Genomic DNA, 23,444 nt, shown 5'->3' with positions numbered 1-23,444 from the left:
TGTTTCAACGGCTCTGCACGGTCGCAAGCACGGCACTCAGGCCTTTTTTCCAGTCTCGCTCCAAGGGCCCCAGAAGAGCCTCGAGCTTATGAGTGTCCAACCGACTGTTGGCAGGGCGCGGCTCGGGTGTCGGCCATTGGTCGGACCGAATGGCCTGCAGTGCGGGTGCCGGGCTCATCTGCCCGCACGCTTGTGCTTGGGCAAAAATTTCCTGCGCGAACTCGTACCAGCTTACCCAAGGGTTTCCCGAGAAATGGTAAATGCCTCCGGGCGTCGTGGCGCTGGGGCGCTGTACCAGTTGATGCAGCACGCGGGCCAGGTGACCGGCCCAGGTCGGGCCGCCGATCTGGTCCGCCACGACCTGCAAGGAGCGGTATTGTGCCCCGAGGTGCAGCATCGTGCAGACGAAGTTGGGCGGGTGATCGCTGAAAACCCAGCTGGTTCGCAGGATCAGGGCTGATGGATCTGCGCACAGCGCTGCCTGCTCGCCGAGCAGCTTGCTGCGCCCGTACGTGTTCTGGGGGGCGGTGGCATCGTCCTCGCGGTGGGCACGGTCTCCTGTTCCATCGAAGACATAGTCGGTCGAAATATGAAAGAGCCGGACGCCCCGCGAGGCACAGATCTGCGCGAGCAGGCCGGGCGCTCGCGCGTTGGCGGCCATGGCCAGGTCGGGTTCTCGGGATGCACGATCAACGGCGGTATAGGCTGCTGCGTTGATGAGGGCATCCGTCGGGTGTGCGTCCAGCCAATGTTCGATGGATTGCGCCTGGGTGATGTCCAGCTGCGCGCGCGTGGTGAAGTGGTAGTGGGCGGATGCAACTGGTAGCGCCTGCAGCGCCCGCCCCAATTGCCCGTTGGCGCCGGTGACCAGGATCTGCAGCTCTTCCGGTCGCGTTCTCATCAGTGGCGGCAGGGCGCGTCGTCGTGCAGGCCCAAGCGTTCGCGCTGATAGCTGCCGTTCTGCACGCGGCGGCACCAGGTGCGGTGGGTCAGATACCATTGCACGGTCTTGCGCAGGCCGCTGGCAAAGGTTTCCTGAGGGGCCCACCCTAGTTCACGGCCAATTTTGCCAGCATCGATGGCATAGCGGGCGTCGTGGCCAGGCCGATCGGTGACGTGGGTGATCAAGTCGGCATAGTGCGCCACTCTAGCCGGATGCATGGGAGCGAGTTCTTCAAGCAAGGTACAGATGCTTTGCACTACATCGATGTTGCGTTGCTCGTTGTGTCCGCCGATGTTGTAGGTTTCTCCCGGTACCCCGGTTTCGAGCACGCATTGCAAGGCCCGGGCGTGGTCTTCGACGTAGAGCCAGTCACGGACCTGCAGTCCTGCGCCGTAGACGGGCAAGGGCTGTCCTTCGAGGGCGTTGAGAATGACGAGTGGAATCAGCTTTTCCGGAAAATGATAGGGCCCGTAATTGTTGGAGCAGTTGGTGATGAGTGTCGGGAGCCCGTAGGTGCGATGCCACGCGCGGACCAGGTGGTCCGAGGCGGCCTTGCTGGCCGAATAGGGCGAACTGGGCGCGTACGCCGTCGTCTCGGTAAAAAGGTCTGTCGTCCCTGCCAGGTCGCCGTAGACCTCGTCGGTTGAAATATGGTGAAAGCGAAACGCCGATCGTGCAGAAGGTGACAACGTCAACCAGTAGTGGCGTGCGGCCTCAAGCAGGGTGGCGGTTCCGACGACGTTGGTCTGGATGAAGGCTGAGGGTCCGTCGATCGAGCGATCGACGTGAGACTCGGCCGCGAGATGCATGACGGCGTCGGGTTTGTGTTGCGCAAATACGCGTGCGAGGCCCTGGGCATCGCAGATGTTCAGATGCTCGAAGGCGTACCGGGGCTCGCCTGTGACTGACTCCAGCGATTCAAGATTGCCCGCGTAGGTGAGCGCGTCGACGTTGACTATTCGATGAGGCGTGTGGGCCACGAGATGTCGGATGAGCGCCGAGCCAATGAAGCCTGCACCGCCTGTGATGAGAACCTTCATAGACGCTTGATGAAGACCAGGCTGTTGCGCGAGCGGTTGTAGTGCGCCGCTTTTTCGTGGGGAAGGTCCGAGACCCCTCCCTGCACGAAGCCGCGTTTGAGAAACCAGTGCGAGGTCCGGGTGGTGAGCACGAACAAGCGCCGCGCACCCAGGGCACGTGCGCTGGCCTCTGCGTGGCGCAAGAGCTTTTCGCCGTCGCCCACCCCTTGCCATTCGGGGTGGACGATGAGGCAGGCCATCTCGGCCATGCTTTCCTTCACGTAAGGGATCAGCGAGACGCAGCCATAGATCACGCCGTCGTGTTCCAGGACCGTAAAGCGTTCGACGTCGCGTTCGATGATCGCACGGCCGCGTGGTACCAGTGTGCCGTCGGCTTCCAGCGGTTCGATGAGCTGCACAATGGCGCCCACGTCATCGGCCACGGCTGGCCGCAGGTCTTCAAGCGTGTCTTCAACCACCATGGTGCCCACCCCGTCGTGGGTAAAGATTTCGAGCAGGATGCTGCCATCCAGGGTGTAGGGCACCAAGTGCGCGCGCGCGACGCCGCGTTTGACCGCCAGCGAGGCGTGTCCAAGGAAAGCAGCCGTGTCTTCGTCGAGCACGTTTTGGGCCAGCAGCTCGTCGGCGTCATTGCGGGCCAGTTCGGTGTCTACCGAGCCGTCGGTCTCGGTGACGGTCCGGTTCTGCGTGAGGAAGATGAGCTTTTCCGCCCGCAGCGCCACGGCCGCGTTGGTGGCCAGATCTTCCATCGCCAGGTTGAAGGCTTCTCCGGTGGGTGAGAAGCCCAAGGGCGAAAGCAGCACGATCGCGCCCTGGCTGATGATGCTGTGCATGGCGTCCACGTCCAGCTTGCGGACCGTCCCGGCGCGCTTGTAATCCAGGCCGTCGATCACGCCAACCGGCCGGGCCGTGACGAAGTTGCCCGAAATGACACGAATCTTGGCGTGCGACATGGGCGTGTTGGGCAAGCCCTGGCTGAAGGCGGCCTCGATGTCGAGGCGGATTTCGCCCGCAGCCTCTTTGGCACATTCAAGCGCTTCCGGGCTGGTGGGTTCGGTGCCGCGTCCAAACTGCTGTGTGCTGTAGCCCTTCAGGCGCAGCTGTTCGTTCACTTGGGGCCGCGAGCAGTGCACCAGGACCAGTTTGATTCCCAGCGCCGAGAGCAGGGAGAGGTCTGCGACCAGGTCTTCCAGGCCACCGTCCTGGATGAGCTCGCCGCCAAAAGCCACGACAAAGGTCTTGCCGCGAAAATCGTGCACGTAGGGTGCGACTTCGCGAAACCAGCGCACGAACTGTGCGGGTGCGAATTCGGGGGCATCCTGGGCGGAATAGGTATCGGTATCGTCAGAGCTCATGGCGGGCAGCGGGCAATGGGATTTGCGCAACTCCGAAATTATAATGACCGATTCATCTGAATTTTGCGCCTTGCGCAGGAATCCGCCGTTTTGTCGCAGACGCCTTCTTCCCGTTCCAAGGCTGCCGAAGGGCAGCAAACTCATCGTCAGGCGTCGCATGCGCCTGCAGCCGGTCGTCGTCGTCCGCCCTCCAGCACACAGCCGCAGGCGCCGTCAGGGGCCGGTGATCGGCCTTTGCCACCCATTCATTATCCGGAAGAACTGCCTGTCAGCGCCTGCCGCGAGCAGATCGCACAGGCCATTGCCAGCCACTCGGTGGTGATCGTGTGTGGCGAAACGGGCTCAGGCAAGACGACGCAGCTGCCCAAAATCTGTCTCGAGATGGGCCGTGGCCGTACCGGCATGATCGGCCATACCCAGCCAAGGCGACTCGCCGCCACGTCAGTCGCACAACGTGTGGCAGAGGAACTGCATACGGAAATCGGCGACTGGGTGGGGTATCAGATCCGCTTCAGCGAAAGAAGTGGGCCTGCAACGGCCATCAAACTGATGACCGATGGCATTTTGCTGGCTGAAACACAACGCGACCCGATGCTGAGGCGCTATGACACGCTCATCATCGATGAAGCCCACGAACGCAGCCTGAACATCGATTTTCTGCTGGGTTTCCTCAAGCGGTTGCTGGTGCGACGCAAGGATCTGAAGCTCATCATCACGTCAGCCACCATTGATGCCGATCGCTTTGCGCAGCATTTTGGAACCGAGGGCCGACCGGCACCCGTCATTCAGGTGTCGGGACGATTGTTTCCGGTAGAACTGCGTTATCGACCCGTATTGGAAGACGAACCCATCAGAGGCGAAAGTCCTCCCCATGGAGACGAAGAACGCGATCTCGTGGATGCCGTGGTAGATGGCGTGGACGAATGCGCGCACCATGGGGCGGGTGACGTTCTGGTGTTCCTGCCTGGTGAGCGCGAAATCCGTGAATGCTCTGAGGCGTTGCGCAAGCGTCACCCGGTAGGAGCCCAGATTTTGCCCCTGTATGCCCGCTTGTCACGTGCCGAGCAGGAGCAGATTTTTCATCCCCGCGGGAATGCCCGCCGGGTGGTCCTGGCGACCAATGTAGCTGAAACCTCGCTCACCGTCCCTGGGATTCGCTACGTCGTGGACAGCGGCCTGGCGCGTGTGAAACGCTACTCATGGCGCAGCAAGGTGGAGCAGCTGCACGTCGAGCCCATCAGTCAGGCCTCGGCCAATCAGCGAGCGGGTCGTTGCGGACGCCTTGGGCCTGGAGTCTGCGTGCGGCTGTACGCCGAAGACGACTTCAAGCAACGGCCGGCGTTTACCGACCCCGAGATCCTGCGCTCTTCATTGGCCTCGGTCATTTTGCGCATGAAAGCCTTGCGCCTGGACGATATCGAGGCGTTCCCGTTTGTCGAGCCACCTACGGGTCGTGCCATTGCGGATGGCTATCAGTTGCTGCAGGAATTGGGTGCCCTCGATGAGCACAATGCGCTCACCCCCGTGGGCAAGTCGTTGTCGCGTTTGCCAGTGGACCCGCGAATTGCGCGGATGATCTTTGCGGCGCACGAGCAGCAGTGCCTGACCGAAATTCTGGTGATTGCGGCAGCGCTGGCGATCCAAGATCCCCGCGATCGCCCTCTGCAGGCGCGTGAGGCCGCCGATAACGCGCATGCGCAGTTCAACGACAAGCAATCCGAATTCCTGTCGTGGCTCAAGCTCTGGAATTGGTATCGGGATCAGGTAACGCACAAGGCGTCGCAGCGCAAGCTGGTCGATCAATTACGGCTGCGCTTTCTGTCGCCCATGCGTATGCGTGAGTGGCACGACACTCATGTGCAGCTGCTGACGCTGTCCCGGGAGCAGGGTTGGCGGCTCAACGAGACACCCGCCACGCGTGAACAGATTCACCTGGCGTTGCTGCATGGCCTGCTGGGCAACATTGGCGTGAAGACCGAGAATGGCGGCCTGTACCAAGGGGCCCGCGACATCCGGTTTGCGATCCATCCAGGGTCTTCAATGGTCAAGAAGGCGGGTCGCTGGGTGCTGGCAGCCGAACTGGTCGAGACGACGCGTTTATATGCGCGCTGTGTGGCGCAGATCGAGCCCACCTGGGTAGAACGTGCCGGCGCCCATCTGTTGCGTCGAGCGTGGTCCGATCCTCGCTGGGAAAGGAAGGCCGGTCAGGTGGTTGCCAACGAGCGCGGTACGGTCTACGGCTTACCGGTCTACACCGGGCGACGCGTGCATTATGGTCGCGTCGATCCCAAGGCGGCACGCGAGATTTTCATCCGGGATGCCCTGGTACCCGGGGACCTTGAAACCGCCCTGCCTTTCGTCACTCACAATCGCAAGCTGATTGCATCCATCGAGCGGCTCGAACACCAAAGCCGACGGCCGGACATTCTGGTCGACGATGCGCTCATCTATGCGTTTTACGATCAGCAGATCCCGGGAGACGTCTGCCAGACAGCAACTTTGGAAGCCTGGTGCAAGGGGCTGGATGCGGCCGCGTCGGCCCGGCTGCGGCTCTCTCGCGATGACCTGATGCAGCACGATGCTGCAGGCGTGACCACCGAAGTATTTCCCAAGAGCCTGCATTGGTCAGGGGTCGAACTCGCAGTGGATTACCACTTCGAACCAGGGTCGCTGCGCGATGGCATGACCCTGACCGTCCCACTCTTTGCCTTGAACCAGATCGATGCTGCGCGCTGCGAATGGCTGGTCCCTGGCATGCTGAAAGAAAAAGCCCATTTGTTGCTGAAGTCTTTGCCGCAAAAATTGCGACGCCATTGCGTGCCCTTGCCGGACTATTCAAGCGGATTTCACGAGCGCTGGTTCGATCGCGAGATGAATCCCGGCACGGGTCTGCTCGATGCCTTGGCGCTCGATATCTGGGAGCAATGCCAGGTTCGGGTGCAGCCCACGGATTTCAAGCTCGAGACCCTGCCTGCGCACCTCTTCATGAACTTCAAGGTGGTCGACGAGCAGGGCCGCATGCTGTCCGGCGGGCGCAACCTGGATCAGTTGCGCGCCGAGCACGGCCGGCAGGCCCAGGCCTCGTTTCAGAAGCTGGCCGCCAAAGATCGCTCGGCATCCAAGGTGCTGGACCATGAAGGCATCCGCTCCTGGAGTTTTGGTCCATTGCCCGAGTTGCTTGAGATTCACCGCAATGGACAGTCGCTGGTGGGGTATCCCGCGCTGCGGGATCGTGGCGATTGTTGCGATCTGGACGTCTTCGATGATCCGCAAGAGGCGCGGCGCATTCACGCAGCGGGGTTGCGACGGCTGTTTCTTCTGGCACTGCGTGAACCGGTCCGCTATCTGGAAAAGAATTTGCCCGATCTCACCCGGACCGCCATGTTGTACCTGGATCTGGGCACGCGAGAGGAACTGCGCGATCAGATCATCGCCGCTGCTGTGGATCAGGCCTGTCTCATGGAGCCGTGGCCTGAAAGTGCGGAGGGCTTCGAGCAGCGCTGCCGGGACGGACGATCGCGTCTGAATCTTCTAGCCCAGGAATTGGCCCGGCTGGCCGGCGCCATCCTGGCCGAACGGGCAGCACTTGTGAAGAAGCTTGCGCAGGCGAGGCCCTGGCCCGAGGCAGCCCGTGACCTGAACCAGCAGCTTGCAGCCTTGGTGACCAAGGGTTTCATCCACGACACCCTGCCTGAGCAGCTCAAGCATCTTCCGCGCTATCTCAAGGCCGCTCAGATGCGGATCGAGAAGCTGCGTGAAGATCCCGCCAGAGACGCCCGACTGATGGCTGACGTTGCGCAATTGACAGTCCCATGGCAACGAGCCCTGGCGCAGCGCAAAGGAGCACCCGATGCGCAGTTGCGGGCCTTTCGCTGGCAACTTGAAGAGCTGCGCGTGGCCCTGTTTGCACAGGCGCTGCGTACGCCGTTTCCCGTGTCGGTCAAGCGCTTGCAAAAGGCCTGGTCCGCGATGCCCCGATAGGGGCTCACTGAGTACAATTCCCGCATGACTGAGTCTTCCGAAAATCCTCTGTTTGTCCATTTGCGCTGTCACACCGAATTTTCGGTGGTGGATGGCATTGCGCGCATTCCGGCGCTCGTCAAGCAGGCTCAGGCCTTTGGCCAGCCGGCCATGGCGATTACAGATCTTGCCAATCTGTTTGGCTGGATCAAGTTTTACAGGGCCGCGCGCAAGGTGGGCATCAAGGCCATCGCAGGCTGCGACGTATGGCTGGAGAACCCGGCAGACGAAGACAAGCCGTTTCGCCTGCTGCTGTTGGCCACAGGGCACGACTCTTATCTTGAACTCTGCGAACTGCTCACCCGTGCCTGGATCGAAAACGTCCGGCTCGACAAGGCCCTTGTGCGGCGCGAATGGCTGTCGGGCCGGCGTGGGCTGATTGTGCTTTCGGGCGGACGTGCCGGAGATGTAGGTTGTGCGCTCGAGGCCGGCCGTGCGGACGAAGCGCAGCGCCTGGCTCGGCAATGGGCTGCGGATTTTCCTGGCAGCTATTTCATCGAGTTGCAGCGCGCCGGCTTCGACGGTGATGAAGCTTACGTGCAGGCTGCGCTGCGCCTAGCGGCCGGGTCTTCTCTGCCCGTGGTGGCCACGCATCCGATTCAGTTTCTGGCGCCCAGCGATTTTCGGGCGCACGAGGCTCGAGTCTGTATTGCCGAGGGCGAGTTGCTGGGCAACCCCCGTCGTGTGCGCCGCTTTACGGCGGATCAGTACATGCCCGACAGCGTCGAGATGGCGCGTCGCTTTGCGGATGTTCCATCGGCCATTGCCAATTCGGTGCAGATTGCCTTGCGCTGCAATCTCACGTTGTCGCTGGGACATCCCCAGCTGCCGCTTTTCCCGACGCCAGAAGGCGTGTCCTTGGACGATTACATGGTGAAGCTCGCCAACGAGGGCTTCCAGCGGCGCATGGTGCAGCTGTATCCCGATGCGCAGGAGCGTGCGCGTCAGATGCCCAAGTATCAGGAACGCCTTGATCGGGAATGCAGCGTGATCGTGGGCATGGGCTTTCCGGGCTACTTCCTGATCGTGCAGGACTTCATCAACTGGGGCAAGAGTCATGGCGTTCCAGTGGGGCCGGGCCGTGGTTCGGGCGCTGGGTCGCTGGTGGCGTTCAGCCTGGGCATCACCGATCTGGACCCTTTGCGTTACGACCTGCTCTTCGAGCGATTTCTGAATCCCGAGCGCGTGTCCATGCCCGACTTCGACGTGGACTTTTGCCAGGACAACCGCGAGCGCGTGATCGAGTACGTCAAGGAAAAATACGGCCGCGACGCCGTGAGCCAGATTGCGACCTTTGGCACTTTGGGCGCCAAGGCTGTGGTGCGCGACGTCGGGCGGGTGCTCGAGATGCCCTACAGCGTCTGCGACAACCTCTCCAAGATGATTCCCTTCAATCCAGTGGACCCGTGGTCGCTGGATCGCACGCTCGAAAACGAACCTGCCTTCAAGGAGCGCTACGATACCGACGAAGAAATCCATGCGCTCATCGATTTGGCTCGTCCGCTGGAAGGCCTGACTCGCAATATAGGCATGCATGCGGGGGGGGTGATCATTGCGCCGGGCAAGCTCACGGATTTCTGCCCGCTCTATTGTCAGCCAGGCAGCGAAACCAGCGTGGTGTCGCAGTTCGACAAGGGCGACGTCGAAGACGCGGGCCTGGTGAAGTTTGACTTCCTGGGGTTGCGCAACCTCACCATTCTGGATTGGGCGGTGCGCTACGTGCGCGAGTTCAATCCCGACAAGCGTGATTTCGACCTGATGAGCCTGCCGCTCGACGATGCGGCGACCTACGAACTGCTGTGTTCGGCCAATACCACGGCGGTCTTCCAGCTCGAAGGCCGCGGGATGAAAGAGCTGCTCAAGAGCATGCAGCCCAACGTATTCGAAGACCTGATTGCTCTGTTGGCGCTCTTCAGGCCAGGGCCCCTGGAATCCGGGATGGTGGTGGACTTCGTCAACCGCAAGCACGGGCGCGCCAAGGTGGATTACTTTCACCCCGATCTGGAACCCGTGCTCAAGAGCACGTATGGCGTCATCGTCTATCAAGAGCAGGTGATGCTGATCTCCCAGATCATCGGGGGCTACTCGCTGGGCGGCGCGGATCTGCTGCGTCGAGCCATGGGCAAGAAGAAGCCCGAGTACATGGCGAAGCAGCGCAGCATCTTTCAGGAAGGTGCGGTCAAGAAAGGCTATGACGCCGATCTGGCCGCGCACCTGTTCGATCTGATGGAGAAATTCGCTGGCTACGGCTTCAACAAGAGCCACTCGGCGGCGTACGCGTTGATTTCCTATCAGACGGCCTGGCTCAAGGTGTACCACCCCGCCGAGTTCCTGGCAGCCACGATGTTGTCCGACATGGATGACACCGACAAGATTCAGGTGTTCTGGCGTGATGCGCTGGACAACAAGGTGGCAGTGCTGCCTCCGGATGTCAACGCGTCAGGTTATCGGTTTGCTCCCGTGGCCGATGAGTACACCGCTCAGGGCAAGCCCCCGCGCACTATCCGCTATGGGCTGGGTGGCGTCAAGGGCACGGGTCATGCTGCCGTTGATGCGATTGTCGCAGCCCGCGAAGAGGGTGGAGCTTTTGCCAGCCTGTTTGATTTCTGCGCGCGAGTCGACCGTCACACGGTCAATCGGCGCACCATCGAGGCGCTGATTCGGGCTGGTGCTTTCGATAGTCTGGAGCCCAACCGTGCGGCCTTGCTGGAGACGCTGGGCAGCGCTATCGAAGCAGCTGAGCAGGTGGCACGGGATGCCAATCAGTCTTCGTTGTTCGACGATAATGCCGGCGAGGTCGTGGCTGGCGAATTGGCCAGGGTCCTGCCGTGGGATCTCGAGACGCGGCTGACTCAAGAAAAGACCGCGCTGGGGTTTTATTTCAGCGGGCATCTCTTTGATGCGTGGCGCGACGAAGTCCGTCGCGTGGCACCCACGCCTTTGGCGCGCCTGGCACCCTCCAAGGGTAATCAATGGATCGCCGGCGTGTTGGCCGCCGTACGCCCTCGCATGACCAAGCGGGGCAAGATGCTGTATGCCTTGCTGGACGACGGCACGGCTCAGATCGAGGTCGCCATCTTCAACGAGCTCTACGAGCAATACCGCGCCATCCTCAAGGAAGATCGGCCACTGGTGATCCAGGGCCGCGTCAGCCATGACGATTATTCCGGTGGGTTGCGGATATCCGCCGACGATCTCTACGACTTGCAGCGCATCCGCGAAACCCGCGCGCGCAGCCTGCGCCTCACCTTGCCGTCAGCGCCCGATATCCAGAGCCTGCAATCGCTGCTCGCACCCTGGCGGGCCCCCGAACACAGCATTCCGGTGGAGCTGCGCGTTTCTGAGAACCAGTTTTCCTGTCTGCTGCGCCTCGGAGACGAATGGCGTGTGCGCATGGATGAATCACTGATTGCCAATGCCCGCAGCTGGCTGGCGCGTGAAAACGTCGAGATTTTCTACGGATGAGCCCGGTCCCTATTCGCGTCATCAGCCTTGCATCACGGCCGGATCGACGCGCGCAGATTGCGTCCCAGCTTGGCCGCCTGGAGCTGGCTGACTACCGCTTTCTGGATGCGGTCAACGGCAAGGCGCAACCCGATCATCCCTTGTTTGCGCATTACGATCCGGTCGCCCGGCGTCGTATCAAGGGCCGGGGTCGCGATCTCATGCCCTCCCAACTGGGGTGTTTTGCCAGCCATTATCTGCTGTGGCAAGAGTGTGTCTCATCGGCCCAGCCCATGATCGTTCTGGAGGATGACGCAATCCTTGGCGAAAATTTCAATGCGCTGCGTCGTTGCGCGGGAGAGCTCGCGGCGCGCTGGCCGCTCGTCTGGCTCAATGAGTATGACAAGGCGGGCAAGCAGGATGCTTACGTGCAGGTGGAGCATGTGGCATCGTTCGATCTGGTTCGCAAGCTGAAAGGGCATTCCTGTACTGTTGCCTATCTGATCAATCCTGTGGGTGCGGCCAGGCTTCTCGCGTACTGCGCGTCGTGGATCTACCCGGTCGACGACACCATGTTCAGGTTCTACGCCCATGGCGTTGGCAACTACGCGGTGCATCCCGCGTGCGTGACTCAGGATTACGAGATTCCGTCCGACATCCGCGGCGCCGCCCAGCCCCCGCCTTTGTCGTGGGCGGATATCGTACGTCGTGAAGCCTACCAGGTGCGTGACGATCTATGGCGGATGGCATACAACGTGCGGCTGCGGGCGCGGCGAGTGATCTCATGAGGCCGCTACGCATTCTGCACGCCGAGGCCGCTACAGGGTTTGCAGGCCAGGAGCGCTATATCTTCCGGTTGCTGCTGGCTTTGCGTGACCGAGGACATTGCGTGCAGGCCATCTGCCAGCCTCATGCACGCTTGACGACCGAACTGCAACGCGAGGGGGTGCATGTCGATACCCTCTACATGGATGGACTGTGGAATCACCTCAAGGGCTTTCCCCGCCTGGTACGCCTGCTGCGCAAAGCGCACCTGGACGTGGTGAACACCCACAGCCGACGTGAGACCTTGCTGGTGGGCAGCGCTGCGCGGGTGGCGGGGGTGCCGTTGGTGGTCCGTACGCGCCATTTGGCGAAGCCAGTGGGTTCGTTGCTGGCCTATACCCGGGTACCCAAACGTGTCATCACACCCAGTGAGTTCGTCCGCAGTTATTTGATCAGTCGGGGCGTGGATCCTGCGCATGTGGCGGCTGTGCCGCCTGCGGTGGATTTTCCCAACCCCATGCCAGCACCGGTGCTGCGTGCCGAACTGGGTCTGGATGCCCAAGCGGTGATCGTGGGCAGCGTGGGGGTGTTGCGTGCTGAAAAAGGGCATGAGCAGTTGTTGAATGCCATGCTGCCCCTGTTGAAACGTTATGGGCACCTGCACCTGGTGATTGTTGGCGGCGGGGATGCGGCAAAAGAGAAGTTGCAGGTTCAGGCGGCCGCAGCAGGAATGCAGCAAAAAGTTCATCTTCTGGGGACTCGAACCGACGTTCCCGCACTTTTGCCCGATTTTGATATCTTTGCGCTGGCTACGCATATTGAGTCTGCCGGGACTGCTTTCGCGGAAGCGGGGGCTGCAGGCATTCCTGTGGTTGGCACACGCGTGGGAGGCGTGCCGGAGATGCTCGAGGAAGGAATCAGCGGCCTGCTGGTGACACTCTTTGACGAAGGGGCCCTCACGCAGGCTCTGGAACGCTTGATCCTGGACCCGGCCCTGCGCCGCCAGATGGGACAGGCTGGCCGTCGTTACTGCCTGGAAGAGGGCCGGTTTACGCGCGCAGCTTTGGGCGAGCGCACGGAGCAATGCTACCGTCGGTGGCTGGAGGAGCTCGCCTGATGGCCGCACAGATCGTTCCCGTGCTGATGTACCACCATGTGCGCCCGGGCGGTGGCATGATTGCCACGACGCCGGAGCATTTCGAGGATCAACTGCGTTGGCTCGCCCGCCGTGGATACGCTGCGCTGACAACTGCTGAATTCGCGCAGCACCTGGAACACGGAGGCGCGCCGCGCCGCTCGGTCCTGATTACCTTTGACGACGGCTATCTGGACAACTGGGTGTATGCCGCCCCGTTGCTGCAGCGTTACGGCTTGCGAGCCACCGTCTTTGTGGTGACGGGGTGGCTTGGGCAGGGCGCCGTGCGTCCGCAGCTGGGCGAGGGCAAGGCGCTGCCGGAAACACCCGAGCACCATGATTGCGAGCGCCGCGTCGCGCAGGGGCAAGCGGATGAGGTGGCGCTGCGTTGGTCTGAGGTGCAGGCCCTGCGGGCCCAGGGTGTCATGGAGTTCCACAGCCATACGCACACCCATACACGCTGGGATCTTCAGGACGGTGACAAGAATGGCCACATGCGCGAAGAATTGCAGCAGTCGCGTCTCTGTCTGGCAAAGGAGCTGGGCGAGACGTCCGCGCACTTTTGCTGGCCTCAGGGCTATTTCGATGAAGATTATGTGCGCATTGCGCAGGAAGAAGGCTATCGGTATCTGTATACGACCCGAGCATTTGGCCGTAATCTTCCAGGGGCCGACCCGTTGTCCATCTTTCGCTTTGCCGTGCGCGACACGACGGGTGCGTCGCTGGGGCGGCGCATCCGGGTCGCAGCCAACCCCGTGCTTGCGCCAGTCTTCAATGGCTGGAAGCGCTGGAAGCGGGCCAACCACTATCGTGGCTGAACGCACCGACACCCCTCTTTGGGACATGGCATGACTCTTTCTGTCGTCATCATCACGAAGAACGAAGCCGCGCACATCGAGGCGTGTCTGGATTCGGTGGCGTTTGCCGACGAGATCGTGGTGCTGGATTCGGGTAGCACGGATGCGACTTGCGAGCTGGCGCGCGCCCGAGGTGCGCGAGTCGAGGTCTCGGACGACTGGCCCGGCTTCGGGCCGCAGAAGAATCGGGCCTTGGCGCTGGCAACGGGCGACTGGATATTGTCCCTGGATGCGGATGAGCGGGTGCCCGATGACCTCGCGCAAGAAATATGCAGGACCGTGTCGGCATCCCAGGCCAATGGCTATCGCATGGCGCGCCTGTCCAGTTTCTGTGGGCGTCCCATTCTCCATAGCGGGTGGTGGCCCGATTATGTCCTGCGGCTGTTTCGCCGGGGGGCAGGTCAATTTTCTGACGACCAGGTGCATGAGCATGTGCAGGTGCCAGGTAAGGTAGACACTTTGGCAGCGCACTTGCTGCACGACCCCTATCGCAGCCTGGAACACTTCATCGACAAGCTCAATCGCTACTCCACGGATGGTGCACTCAAGGCGTATGCGAAGGGCCGGCGCACGACAGTGCTGGGGCCCTTTGGGCATGCGAGCTGGACTTTCATTCGCCACTACCTGCTGCGTCGTGGGTTTCTCGATGGTTGGCAGGGCCTGGTTCTTGCTGGGATGGCCGCGACAGGCAGCTTCTATCGCTACGCCAAGCTCTACTGGCTTGCACGAAGCCGCGAGTGACTCTGGGTTCTGGCCAGGCGTGTGCAACCGGTCGGTCGCCTGCGTGTCGTAGTCGTCCCCTATAATTTCGCCATGATTCCCATCCTCATGTATCACCAGATTGGGGAGCCGTCTCCTCGGGGCAGTCCCTATCGCGGGCTCACCGTCCATCCAGCTGCATTTCGTCGCCAGATGACCTGGCTGCGGCGTCTGGGCTACCGCGGCCTGTCGATGCGTGAACTTCTTCCCTATGTGCGGGGCGAGCGGCACGGCAAGGTCATCGGGATCACTTTTGATGACGGCTATCGCAACGTGCTCGAAAATGCACTTCCGATCTTGCAGGCAGTGGACTTTACGGCCACCAACTATTTCGTGGTCCGGCAATTGGGGGGCGGCAATGTCTGGGATTATGCCGAGGGTGTGCCTCATGCTGATCTGATGGCCGAATCCGAGTTGCGGGCGTGGGCGCAGGCAGGGCAAGAGGTGGGTTCCCACACGCTCAATCATCCTGTGCTGCCCGCTTTGTCGCCTGAGCTTGCGGCCAACGAGATTCGGCATTCACGCGATGCCTTGCAACAGATTCTCGGCGCCCCTGTCGAATCGTTCTGCTACCCCTATGGCAAGGAATCGCTCGCGCTACGTGATCAGGTGCGAGCTGCCGGTTACAGCAACGCGACGACGACATCGGGCGGGCTTGCGCGCCCTGGCGACGATCTGATGGGCCTGCCCCGCATCGCTGTCGTGCGTACGACGAATATCCTGCGGTTCCTGCAAAAGTGCCTGACCTCGCTCGAAGACCGCCGCCGGATTCAGCGCGAGTCGGTGGCCTCGCATGACTGATTCGTCCCTCTCGATCGCCTTCGTCGTAGACCGCTTCGGCTCACGCTTTGGGGGGGCCGAAGCCTATGGCGTTTCGCTGATGCGCGAGCTGGTGGCGGCCGGGCATCAGGTGACGGTGTTTGCACGAGACTACGATCCCGCCTGCGAACTCAAGTTGCCGTACCGACCGATTGGCGTCAGCACACGCTGGCCAAGTTGGGTCCGCGTATGGCTGTTTGCGCGTCGCGCAGCGCGAGCTACTCACGCAAGGTTCGACATCGTGCATTCCCATATGAACGGCTGGTGTGGCGACGTGGAAGTCATTCATGTCACGCCCGTGCGTTTTCGGTGGCGCGTGCAGCCTATGCCTCACTTCAAGCGCAGCCTTTCTCGCCTGAGCCTTCGTGTACGCACCTATCTTCGGCTGGAGGCGCTCAGGGTGGAGACCCGGCCTGCCCATAGGGTGGTCGCCGTGTCGGACCTCATTGCGCATCAGCTGGCGCAGGCCTATGGGCCCCTGCTGGCAAAAGTCCCTGTGATTCCGCCAGGAGTCTCTTTGGCTGAGTTGGGCGACCCTGGGGAACGTGAGGCACTCAGATCCAGGCTGGGTGTGCCCCAGGGTGCGACCCTGTGCCTGATGGTGGCTCGCAACCCGATGCGAAAAGGTCTTCCCACCGTCTTGAAGGCGCTGGAGCAGTTGCCTGCAGAGGTGCATCTGCTCGTGGTGGGCGCCAATGCGGCGTCTCGAGAGTGTGTGGGCCGCAGCTCGCCCGAGGTGAGGCGGCGGGTTCACCTCGAAGCCGAGACCTCGCGTGTGGCACCGTACTATCAAGCGGCCGATGTCTTCGTTCACCCGACTCTCAACGACAGCTTTGGCATGGCCCCTTTGGAGGCTATGTCATTTGGTCTGCCGGTCGTCCTCAGCCCAATGCCGTGGTGTGGTTTTGCACAGTACGTGCAGGCTGGCACGAGCGCCCTGGTGTTGAGCCATCCGGAACGCGTGGACGAGCTGGTGCAGGCTGTGCTGCAGCTGCGAACCGATGCCGGGCTGCGCCAGAGGCTCGAGGCAGGCGCTGGCCAGGTGCTGGCGCGCCATGCCTGGCCGGAAGTGGCCAGGCAGTATCTGAATCTTTATCGGGAAATCCTGCGCGAACGCATGTGATCCTTGCGCGTGGTGGTTTTCAGGCCCAGCCGCGTACCCAGTACACCAGCATTCCCAGGTATTCCTTGACGATCGAACGGCTGGCGTTGAGCGTATGAAGGTCGGGTAGCCAGAACGAGAAATCGGGTTCGTCGGGGACCACGATCTGCGGCGGAGACGCAGCGGCCGTGGGGCTCAACCCTTGCCCTTGAAAACTCGCCATTGCGCGCGGCATGTGCAGCGCAGACGTCACCAGCAAAAAATGGGTAATGCCGCGTTTGCGCAGAATCTGCGCAGTGTAGAAGGCGTTCTGGTGAGTGGTCAGGCTGTGGTTCTCTTCGACGATGTCGGTGCTGGGCACCCCGTTGTGCTCCAATGCTGCCGCCATGGCCGAGGCCTCGCTGCGACCACCATCCAGGGCAGCACCCGAAACGATGATGAGTGGTGCGCGCCCCGCGTGATAGAGCTGGGCTGCCGTGTCGGTTCTGAGAATGGCGGTTTTGCCGTTGTAGGGTTCGAACCAGTTGCGACGTCCGCCCAGCGTATTGCCGCCCAGAACGACGATGGCTTGAGAGACGGGGAGTGCATCGGCTGCCTGGTGCGGGTATCGCTGTTCGAGCATGCCCCCCGCCCACAGCGATGATGATGGAACCGACCAGAACGTGATCCAGGCGATTGCAAGGGCCACCAGCAGGCTGGCCGTCTTGCGCCAGCGCACGATGAGCAGCAGCGTCGCTACGACCAGCAGTGTGACCGACAGGTTGAGCGGGATGATCAGATTGGCGAGAAATTCGGTGAAACTCATGCGGGATGGATGGTATGGAGTTGGGTCAGCGTGGCGGCGAGGACCTCAGGTCCTGACGGCCAGCGGTTCATGTTGCCGAGTCGAAGGGCTTGATTCGACCAGGGGCCCGTTCGACTTGCTTCAGTGACGCCAAAGAGCGTGATCTGGGACGCGCAGGCGGCGGCCGCCAAGTGTGAGACACCTGAATCATTGCACACGACGACAGCCGCGTGATGTGCAAGCTGCGCGAATGCGCCCAAGGTGAGTGGTTCAAGCAATTGCGCCGTAGGCGCTGTGCGCTGTGCCGCGACACGTTCTGCCGGTGGTGGCGCCATCACGACCTTGTAGCCTGCAGTTTGCAACGACCTCGTCAGTGTGTCAAAACCGTCCCAGACTTTGATGCGTCCGTGGTGCAGCCCGGTCGCAGTGGGTGCAATCAGCACGAACTGTCCGGGGGTGAGCTCCGCCTGCGCCATGGCGTGTTGTGCAAGCGATTCGTGGACGGGGTTTGCGCGCCAGGACAGTTCTGTAGGCGGGGTGGCCTCGGGGAGGGGCAGGCGCCAGGCCGAAAGGGCGAATCGCGTGAGGTGGAACCAGGATTGGACGGCGTGCATGGGCTCGTGTGGCTTGCGGCAAGGCCAACGCAGCAGTGGGCTGCGGCCGTCGTCGCGGTAGCCCGCACAAGGCAGGCCTGCAAAGCGGAATACCAGCGCGCTGGATAAAGAGTCGGGTAGCAGCAGCCCTCGTGCTTGTCGGTGGCCCGCCGCCCGCCTCGCAGCGTGCACGGCAGCGCGGTCGCGACGCCAGCGCCCTGTCATGGGGATGAAGCCCGCCAGCGGGTACGCAGCGAGCAGATCTTCGGCCCAAGGGCGCGCACAGACCGTCACCGGGCTGCCGGTCGCCAGCGCGGCCTCCAGGCTGGGCAGGCTCATGCAGACGTCGCCCACCCAATTGGGGAGGCGAATGTACAAGGCTGGGCTGGGGAGGGATGACGTCAACGCGCAGGCTCCGACAAAGCGTACCCGGCTTGTGTGCCCGGCACGCTAAAATGCGTGGTTTACAAGTATATAAGAGAGCACCTCGTTGATGACCCCCACGAGTCCCCCGGTCGATAGCCGACCTGTACGTCTGGACCTTTGGCGACAGATTTATCGTCGCCTGGGCAAGGACTGGAAGGTAGGCCTGCTGTCGCTGCTGCTCTTGAGCATTGCCTCTGCCACGCAACCCTTGCTGGCGGTCATCATGAAGCCCTTGCTCGACGAAGGCTTTACCGGGGCTGACCCTTCGTATGTCTGGTCAATTCCACTCGCAGTCATAGGCCTCATGCTGCTGCGTGGGGTGTGTACCTTTGGGGGTACCTATCTCATGTCCTGGGTGGCGAACAACATGCTGCTCGGCCTGCGCCGCGACATGTTCGAGCGCCTCTTGGGCATGGCAGATGAAACCTTTCGAAAGGGCGACCGCGGACGCCTGCTGAACCGCTTCACCATCGACGCGGGTACCGTCAGCGGCCTGTCCACCGAAGTCATTCGCGTCATCGTGCGCGAATCCTTGACCGTCGTGGCACTGCTTGCCGTGCTGCTTTACATGTCCTGGCAGCTGACGCTCATCGTACTCATCATGCTGCCACTTTCCGTCCTGACCGGGCGCTATTTCGTGCGCCGTCTGCGGCGTATCAATCGGGACACCATCAACATGAACGCCGAGCTTACCCGCGTGGTGTCCGAGGGCATTGCGGGGCAGCGGGTAATCAAGCTGTTCGATGGCTATGCCCGGGAGCGCGAACGCTTCGGCTATGTCAATGGGCGCTTGCGCCGCTTTGCGATGCGAGCGGCCAGTGCCGATTCGGCAATGTCACCCATCTCGCAGTTCTTCGTGGCGCTGTCGGTGGCGGCGGTCGTGGCCGTCGCGCTCTATCAGGCCAATCATCAGGGGCTCACGGTCGGCAGCTTTGCTGCCTTCATGGCCGCCTTGGGGCAAATTTTTGATCCGCTCAAGCGCTTGACCAATATCGCCGGGTCCACACAGCGTATGCTGATCTCTGCTGAAAGCGTGTTTACCCTCATCGATGAACCCACTGAAACGGACACAGGTACGCGTGTCGTCACTGGCCGTTTGCGCGGTGATGTCGAGTTTCGTGATGTCACGCATGTGTTTGCGCAAGGCGCAGCCAATGCGCTGAATTCCGTGTCGCTCACAGTGAAAGCGGGGCAAACAGTTGCCCTGGTGGGACGATCAGGCAGTGGCAAGACAACGTTGGTCAATATGCTGCCACGTTTCATCGCGCCGACCGAAGGGCAGGTGCTCGTCGACGGCATCGACGTGCGGGAGCTGCAACTCCACAGCCTGCGCTCTCAGTTATCGCTGGTCAGCCAGGACGTGGTGATGTTCGAGGGCACGATTGCCGAAAACGTGGCCTACGGGGTTCAAGGCGATGTTCCTCGCGATCGCGTACGAGCTGCTCTCGAGGCGGCGAGCCTGCTGGATTTTGTGGATGGCCTTCCGGATGGCCTGGATACCCAGGTGGGCAACAACGCCAACACTTTGTCGGGCGGCCAGCGCCAGAGGCTGGCCATTGCGCGTGCGCTCATCAAGGATGCGCCCATCCTGATTCTGGATGAAGCCACTTCGGCGCTGGATAATGAATCCGAGCGTCAGGTGCAAGCCTCGCTTGACCGGCTTATGGTAGGCCGAACCACGCTGGTGATTGCACACCGGCTGAGCACGGTCCAGAAGGCTGACCGTATCGTGGTCCTGGATGCCGGGCGAGTGGTCGAGACCGGCACTCATTCCGAGCTTCTGGCCCTCAGTGGTGTGTATGCCACCTTGTATCGCCTGCAGTTTCAGGACCCGGACTGATTCTTTGGAGTGTGCGATGAAAGCACTGTATGCACTGGCCTCGTTGGCTGCCTTGTGTTCCTGCGCAAACCAGCCTCAGGGGCTCACCCTTAATCAGCTGGAGACCTCGCAATACGAGGTGACTGAGCGCAGCCGCTTGCCAGTGGACTTTGCGGCTGTTCAGCAAAACCTTTTTCGTCACGCTGCGGTGTGCCATCAGACGTATGTCTTCCAGATGGAGCCGCGCGAGTCTTCTTACGCCGATGTCGTGTATCGACCCCAGCCGGGTGACGGATGGGATAAAAGTGTCGTTTTGCATCTCGTGTTGCTGCAGAACCGCACGGTGGACGTCAAGGCCTACAGCTATCGCCCGGGGCAGATGGAGCGGGTGCACAAGATGCTCACGGCCATCATGAAGCCCGATTCATGCGGCGTCGACAACAGCTGGGAAAACAAAATGGATCTTTGACGGGTCAGCGGTCACAGCAGCACCAGGTCGTATTGCTCCTGGCTGTATCCGGCTTCGACCGTGAGAGAAATCGGCTTGCCCACGAAATCGCCCAGCATGGCCAGGTGCTGGCTTTCTTCTTCCAAAAATAAATCCACCACTGACTGTGAAGCCACGATGCGGAATTCTTGTGGATCGAATTGGCGTGCCTCGCGCAGAATCTCGCGCAGAATCTCATAACACAGGGTGCGTGCGGTACGAATCGTGCCGCGCGACTGGCAGGTTGGGCACGGTTCGCACAGTTGGTGCGCCAACGAATCCCGGGTGCGCTTTCGAGTCATCTCGACCAAGCCGAGCTGACTGAAATTGCTGACCGTGACACGTGTGCGATCCGCTGACAGGGCCTTGTTGAGCTCCGCGAGCACCGAGGCCTGATGTGCCGGATCATCCATGTCGATGAAATCCAGCACGATGATGCCCCCAAGGTTGCGCAGACGCAGCTGGCGAGCAATGGCGACGGCTGCTTCCAGATTGGTCTTGAATATTGTGTCGTCGAAATTTCGGCCACCCACGTAGCCACCCGTGTTGACATCCACCGTCGTCAGCGCTTCCGTCTGATCGATGATGAGATAGCCCCCCGATTTTAATTCCACCCGACGTGAAAGAGCCTGTGCGATCTCCTGCTCGACGTTGGCCGTGTCGAATAGGGGCCGGTTGCCGCTGTAGTGGTGGATTCGATCGACCACCGACGGGGTGTAGTGCCCCGCCCATTCAAGCAGTTCTTGGGTCATGGCGCGCGAATCGACTTCGATGGAGCCGACTTCGGGTGTCACCATGTCACGCAAGACGCGTTGAGCCAAGGTCAGGTCGACGTAGACGGGGGCGGGGACGGACGATTGCTTGGTGCGGGCCTGGATGTTGCCCCAGAGCGTGCGCAGGTAGCTGATGTCGGCGGCGAGCTCATCGTCGCTCGCCCCTTCGGCCTGGGTGCGCACGATGAAGCCCCCTGGCTCCCCTTCCGGTCTCAGGGCCTGTACCCGTTCGCGCAGCGCGTCCCGCTCGGCTTCGTCGCTGATGCGCTGGGATACCCCGATGTGTGGCTCGTGGGGCAGATACACCAGCATGCGGCCGGCGATGCTGATGTGGGTGGAGACTCGGGCACCCTTGGTGTTGATGGGGTCCTTGATGACTTGCACGAGCAGGGGCTGCCCTTCGAACAGCAGCTTCTCGATGGGCGTGGCGGCCAGGTGTTCGGCAGTGGTGCGCGTGTGGCGGTTCTCACGCAGATCAGCCACATGGATGAATGCGGCTCTTTCGAGCCCGATATCGACGAAGGCGCTTTGCATCCCGGGCAAGACCCTCGCGACACGCCCCAGGTAGAGATTGCCGACGAACCCACGCTGGATGTTGCGCTCAATGTGCAGCTCCTGGACGATACCCTGAGACGTCAGCGCGACACGAGTCTCAAAAGGCGTCTGGTTGATCAGGATGTTTTCGGCGGCGGACATGAGGCAGACCTGTAACCATGGATGAACCGGCTCCACTATACTCGCCACAGCGCTGCGGTCAGGGCGCCGCGTGCCCGCAGGGTCGCGCGGCTGCATCGTTCGCTTTGACTCGGCAGTCGGTGGCAAGCCAATCCGGCGAAACCATGAAGGAGGTTCTGGGTGAGAGTGGTCGGCACGGCGCTCGAAGGCGTAAAAATCATAGAGCCCCGGGTTCATGCGGATTCGCGGGGCGATTTCCTCGAAACCTACAGTGCTCGGCGCTATCGCGAACAGGTTGCGATCGAACTCCCGTTTGTTCAGGACAACGTGTCGCGGTCGGGGCGTGACGTGTTGCGGGGTCTGCACCTGCAGCTCAGGCGCCCACAGGGCAAGCTCATCCAGGTGCTCGAAGGGAGCGCTTACGACGTCGTCGTCGATTTGCGGGCCGGCTCTGCGACCTTCGGTCGCCACATAGGGGTCGCCCTCTCTGAAACGAATCGTCGCCAGCTCTGGGTCCCCCCAGGGTTTGCCCACGGGTTTTGCGTGACGGGCGAGGTGGCGCTCCTCCACTACAAGTGCACTGACTACTACGATCCACAGGACGAATCCGGGCTTGCCTGGAATTGCCCGGTGTTGAATATTGACTGGCCCGTGCAGTCCCCGGTCTTGTCTGAAAAAGATGCTCGATATCCAGGCTTGAAAGACTGGCTTGCGTGTCATAAAAGAGCTGTGCTATAGTTCGGTCTCTTCGCTGCAGGGCACCTGGTGTTAACCCTAGGGTAACAGGTGGTTTGAAGCTCCAAGTCATTGATTTGCAGGCGTTTAGCCCAGTCGATGGTGGGGGGGTTCAGGGCAGGGAAGGGCCGGTGAGAATCCGGGTCTGGCTTGACGATGAAACGTTTTTTGTGTTTTAATCTCTGGCTCGATAGCAAGACGTGAAGTGCAGGTTTTTCGGGTTTGGGTTCTGGATTTAAGTTCTGGGTTCCTCGCTTGACAAGCTTTTAAAAGTACTTCATAATCTCGCTTCTTCGCTTTTAAAGCGAAACGTTCTTTAAAAACTTAACAGCCGATAAGTGTGGGCGCTTTGGGGTGTGGGGTGCAGGAAGTTCTGGCACAACGCTGTACCAAGTGCTCACATAGAACAGAAATGAAGAAGTAAGGTTTGATTAGTCAGACTTGTCTTTTTCTTTTTGAGTGATGCATAGCGAACGTATGACCCGTTCTACTTCGGTAGATGGGAAGTACACAAAACAGAGATTGAACTGAAGAGTTTGATCCTGGCTCAGATTGAACGCTAGCGGGATGCTTTACACATGCAAGTCGAACGGCAGCACGGAGAGCTTGCTCTTTGGTGGCGAGTGGCGAACGGGTGAGTAATGTATCGGAACGTGCCCAGTAGCGGGGGATAACTACGCGAAAGCGTGGCTAATACCGCATACGCCCTACGGGGGAAAGGGGGGGATCGCAAGACCTCTCACTATTGGAGCGGCTGATATCGGATTAGCTGGTTGGTGGGGTAAAGGCCCACCAAGGCGACGATCCGTAGCTGGTTTGAGAGGACGACCAGCCACACTGGGACTGAGACACGGCCCAGACTCCTACGGGAGGCAGCAGTGGGGAATTTTGGACAATGGGGGCAACCCTGATC

Annotated in this window: 17 protein-coding genes and 1 rRNA gene; 12 read left to right on the top strand and 6 right to left on the bottom strand. The window is 61.2% G+C overall.

Annotated features, from left to right (window positions below; all coding sequences use genetic code 11):
• Positions 1 to 4 precede the first annotated feature (4 nt).
• Genes rfbD through argA form a run of 3 tightly spaced genes read right to left on the bottom strand, consistent with a single transcriptional unit; the run spans position 5 to position 3,338 of the window.
• Positions 5 to 901, bottom strand: coding sequence for a dTDP-4-dehydrorhamnose reductase (rfbD, locus tag VF285_RS00135; protein ID WP_346950582.1), 897 nt, complete (start codon positions 899 to 901; stop codon positions 5 to 7).
• A complete protein-coding gene (gene rfbB / locus VF285_RS00130) occupies positions 901 to 1,983 on the bottom strand; it encodes a dTDP-glucose 4,6-dehydratase (protein ID WP_346950581.1) in 1,083 nt (360 codons plus the stop codon). The genes rfbD and rfbB overlap by 1 nt, the downstream gene beginning before the upstream one ends.
• On the bottom strand, positions 1,980 to 3,338 hold the full coding sequence (gene argA / locus VF285_RS00125; RefSeq protein ID WP_346950580.1) for an amino-acid N-acetyltransferase: 1,359 nt from the start codon (positions 3,336 to 3,338) through the stop codon (positions 1,980 to 1,982). Before argA ends, rfbB begins: the two co-directional genes overlap by 4 nt.
• A 90-nt stretch (positions 3,339 to 3,428) precedes the next feature.
• Here argA and hrpA point away from each other — a divergent pair, with 90 nt between their 5' ends.
• The 8 genes from hrpA to VF285_RS00085 all read left to right on the top strand — a co-directional run bounded on the left by hrpA (position 3,429) and on the right by VF285_RS00085 (position 16,260).
• A complete protein-coding gene (gene hrpA / locus VF285_RS00120) occupies positions 3,429 to 7,319 on the top strand; it encodes an ATP-dependent RNA helicase HrpA (protein WP_414648025.1) in 3,891 nt (1,296 codons plus the stop codon).
• A gap of 24 nt (positions 7,320 to 7,343) precedes the next feature.
• Entirely contained in the window at positions 7,344 to 10,823 is a 3,480-nt protein-coding gene (gene dnaE, locus VF285_RS00115) for a DNA polymerase III subunit alpha (RefSeq protein ID WP_346950579.1), read from the top strand.
• A complete protein-coding gene (locus VF285_RS00110) occupies positions 10,820 to 11,590 on the top strand; it encodes a glycosyltransferase family 25 protein (RefSeq protein ID WP_346950578.1) in 771 nt (256 codons plus the stop codon). The genes dnaE and VF285_RS00110 overlap by 4 nt, the downstream gene beginning before the upstream one ends.
• On the top strand, positions 11,587 to 12,684 hold the full coding sequence (locus VF285_RS00105) for a glycosyltransferase family 4 protein (protein WP_346950577.1): 1,098 nt from the start codon (positions 11,587 to 11,589) through the stop codon (positions 12,682 to 12,684). Before VF285_RS00110 ends, VF285_RS00105 begins: the two co-directional genes overlap by 4 nt.
• The gene (locus tag VF285_RS00100) at positions 12,681 to 13,520 is read left to right on the top strand and encodes a polysaccharide deacetylase family protein (RefSeq protein WP_414648027.1); all 840 of its coding nucleotides are present in this window, start codon (positions 12,681 to 12,683) and stop codon (positions 13,518 to 13,520) included. The genes VF285_RS00105 and VF285_RS00100 overlap by 4 nt, the downstream gene beginning before the upstream one ends.
• Before the next feature lie 30 nt (positions 13,521 to 13,550).
• Complete coding sequence (locus VF285_RS00095; protein ID WP_346950575.1) at positions 13,551 to 14,300, top strand: glycosyltransferase family 2 protein; 750 nt, start codon at positions 13,551 to 13,553, stop codon at positions 14,298 to 14,300.
• Positions 14,301 to 14,372: 72 nt separating this feature from the next.
• Positions 14,373 to 15,119, top strand: a complete 747-nt coding sequence (locus VF285_RS00090) for a polysaccharide deacetylase family protein (RefSeq protein WP_346950574.1) — start codon at positions 14,373 to 14,375, stop codon at positions 15,117 to 15,119.
• Positions 15,112 to 16,260 carry a glycosyltransferase family 4 protein gene (locus VF285_RS00085; RefSeq protein ID WP_346950573.1) on the top strand — a complete coding sequence of 383 codons (1,149 nt, stop codon included), beginning with the start codon at positions 15,112 to 15,114 and terminating at the stop codon, positions 16,258 to 16,260. Before VF285_RS00090 ends, VF285_RS00085 begins: the two co-directional genes overlap by 8 nt.
• A 19-nt stretch (positions 16,261 to 16,279) precedes the next feature.
• Here the strand turns inward: VF285_RS00085 and VF285_RS00080 are convergent, their stop codons facing one another.
• Both VF285_RS00080 and VF285_RS00075 read right to left on the bottom strand, forming a co-directional pair.
• A complete protein-coding gene (locus VF285_RS00080) occupies positions 16,280 to 17,044 on the bottom strand; it encodes a YdcF family protein (RefSeq protein ID WP_346950572.1) in 765 nt (254 codons plus the stop codon).
• Positions 17,041 to 17,955 carry a glycosyltransferase family 9 protein gene (locus tag VF285_RS00075; protein ID WP_346950645.1) on the bottom strand — a complete coding sequence of 305 codons (915 nt, stop codon included), beginning with the start codon at positions 17,953 to 17,955 and terminating at the stop codon, positions 17,041 to 17,043. Before VF285_RS00075 ends, VF285_RS00080 begins: the two co-directional genes overlap by 4 nt.
• Positions 17,956 to 18,109: 154 nt before the next feature.
• Here VF285_RS00075 and msbA point away from each other — a divergent pair, with 154 nt between their 5' ends.
• Positions 18,110 to 19,882: a lipid A export permease/ATP-binding protein MsbA gene (gene msbA / locus VF285_RS00070; protein ID WP_346950571.1), complete on the top strand. Its 1,773-nt coding sequence runs from the start codon at positions 18,110 to 18,112 to the stop codon at positions 19,880 to 19,882.
• 16 nt (positions 19,883 to 19,898) lie between these two features.
• On the top strand, positions 19,899 to 20,330 hold the full coding sequence (locus VF285_RS00065) for a hypothetical protein (protein ID WP_346950570.1): 432 nt from the start codon (positions 19,899 to 19,901) through the stop codon (positions 20,328 to 20,330).
• Between the two features lie 11 nt (positions 20,331 to 20,341).
• Here VF285_RS00065 and rng read toward each other — a convergent pair whose 3' ends face one another.
• Positions 20,342 to 21,817 (bottom strand): ribonuclease G, encoded by a 1,476-nt coding sequence (rng, locus tag VF285_RS00060; protein WP_346950569.1) that lies wholly within the window; start codon positions 21,815 to 21,817, stop codon positions 20,342 to 20,344.
• 159 nt (positions 21,818 to 21,976) lie between these two features.
• Here rng and rfbC point away from each other — a divergent pair, with 159 nt between their 5' ends.
• Both rfbC and VF285_RS00050 read left to right on the top strand, forming a co-directional pair.
• Complete coding sequence (gene rfbC / locus VF285_RS00055) at positions 21,977 to 22,534, top strand: dTDP-4-dehydrorhamnose 3,5-epimerase (RefSeq protein ID WP_346950568.1); 558 nt, start codon at positions 21,977 to 21,979, stop codon at positions 22,532 to 22,534.
• Between the two features lie 521 nt (positions 22,535 to 23,055).
• A 16S ribosomal RNA gene (locus VF285_RS00050) occupies positions 23,056 to 23,444 on the top strand; the annotation flags it as partial.

This window comes from Castellaniella sp. (assembly GCF_036379515.1).
Classification (GTDB): Bacteria; Pseudomonadota; Gammaproteobacteria; order Burkholderiales; family Burkholderiaceae_B; genus Castellaniella.
This window is presented reverse-complemented; position numbering and strand designations above follow the sequence as displayed.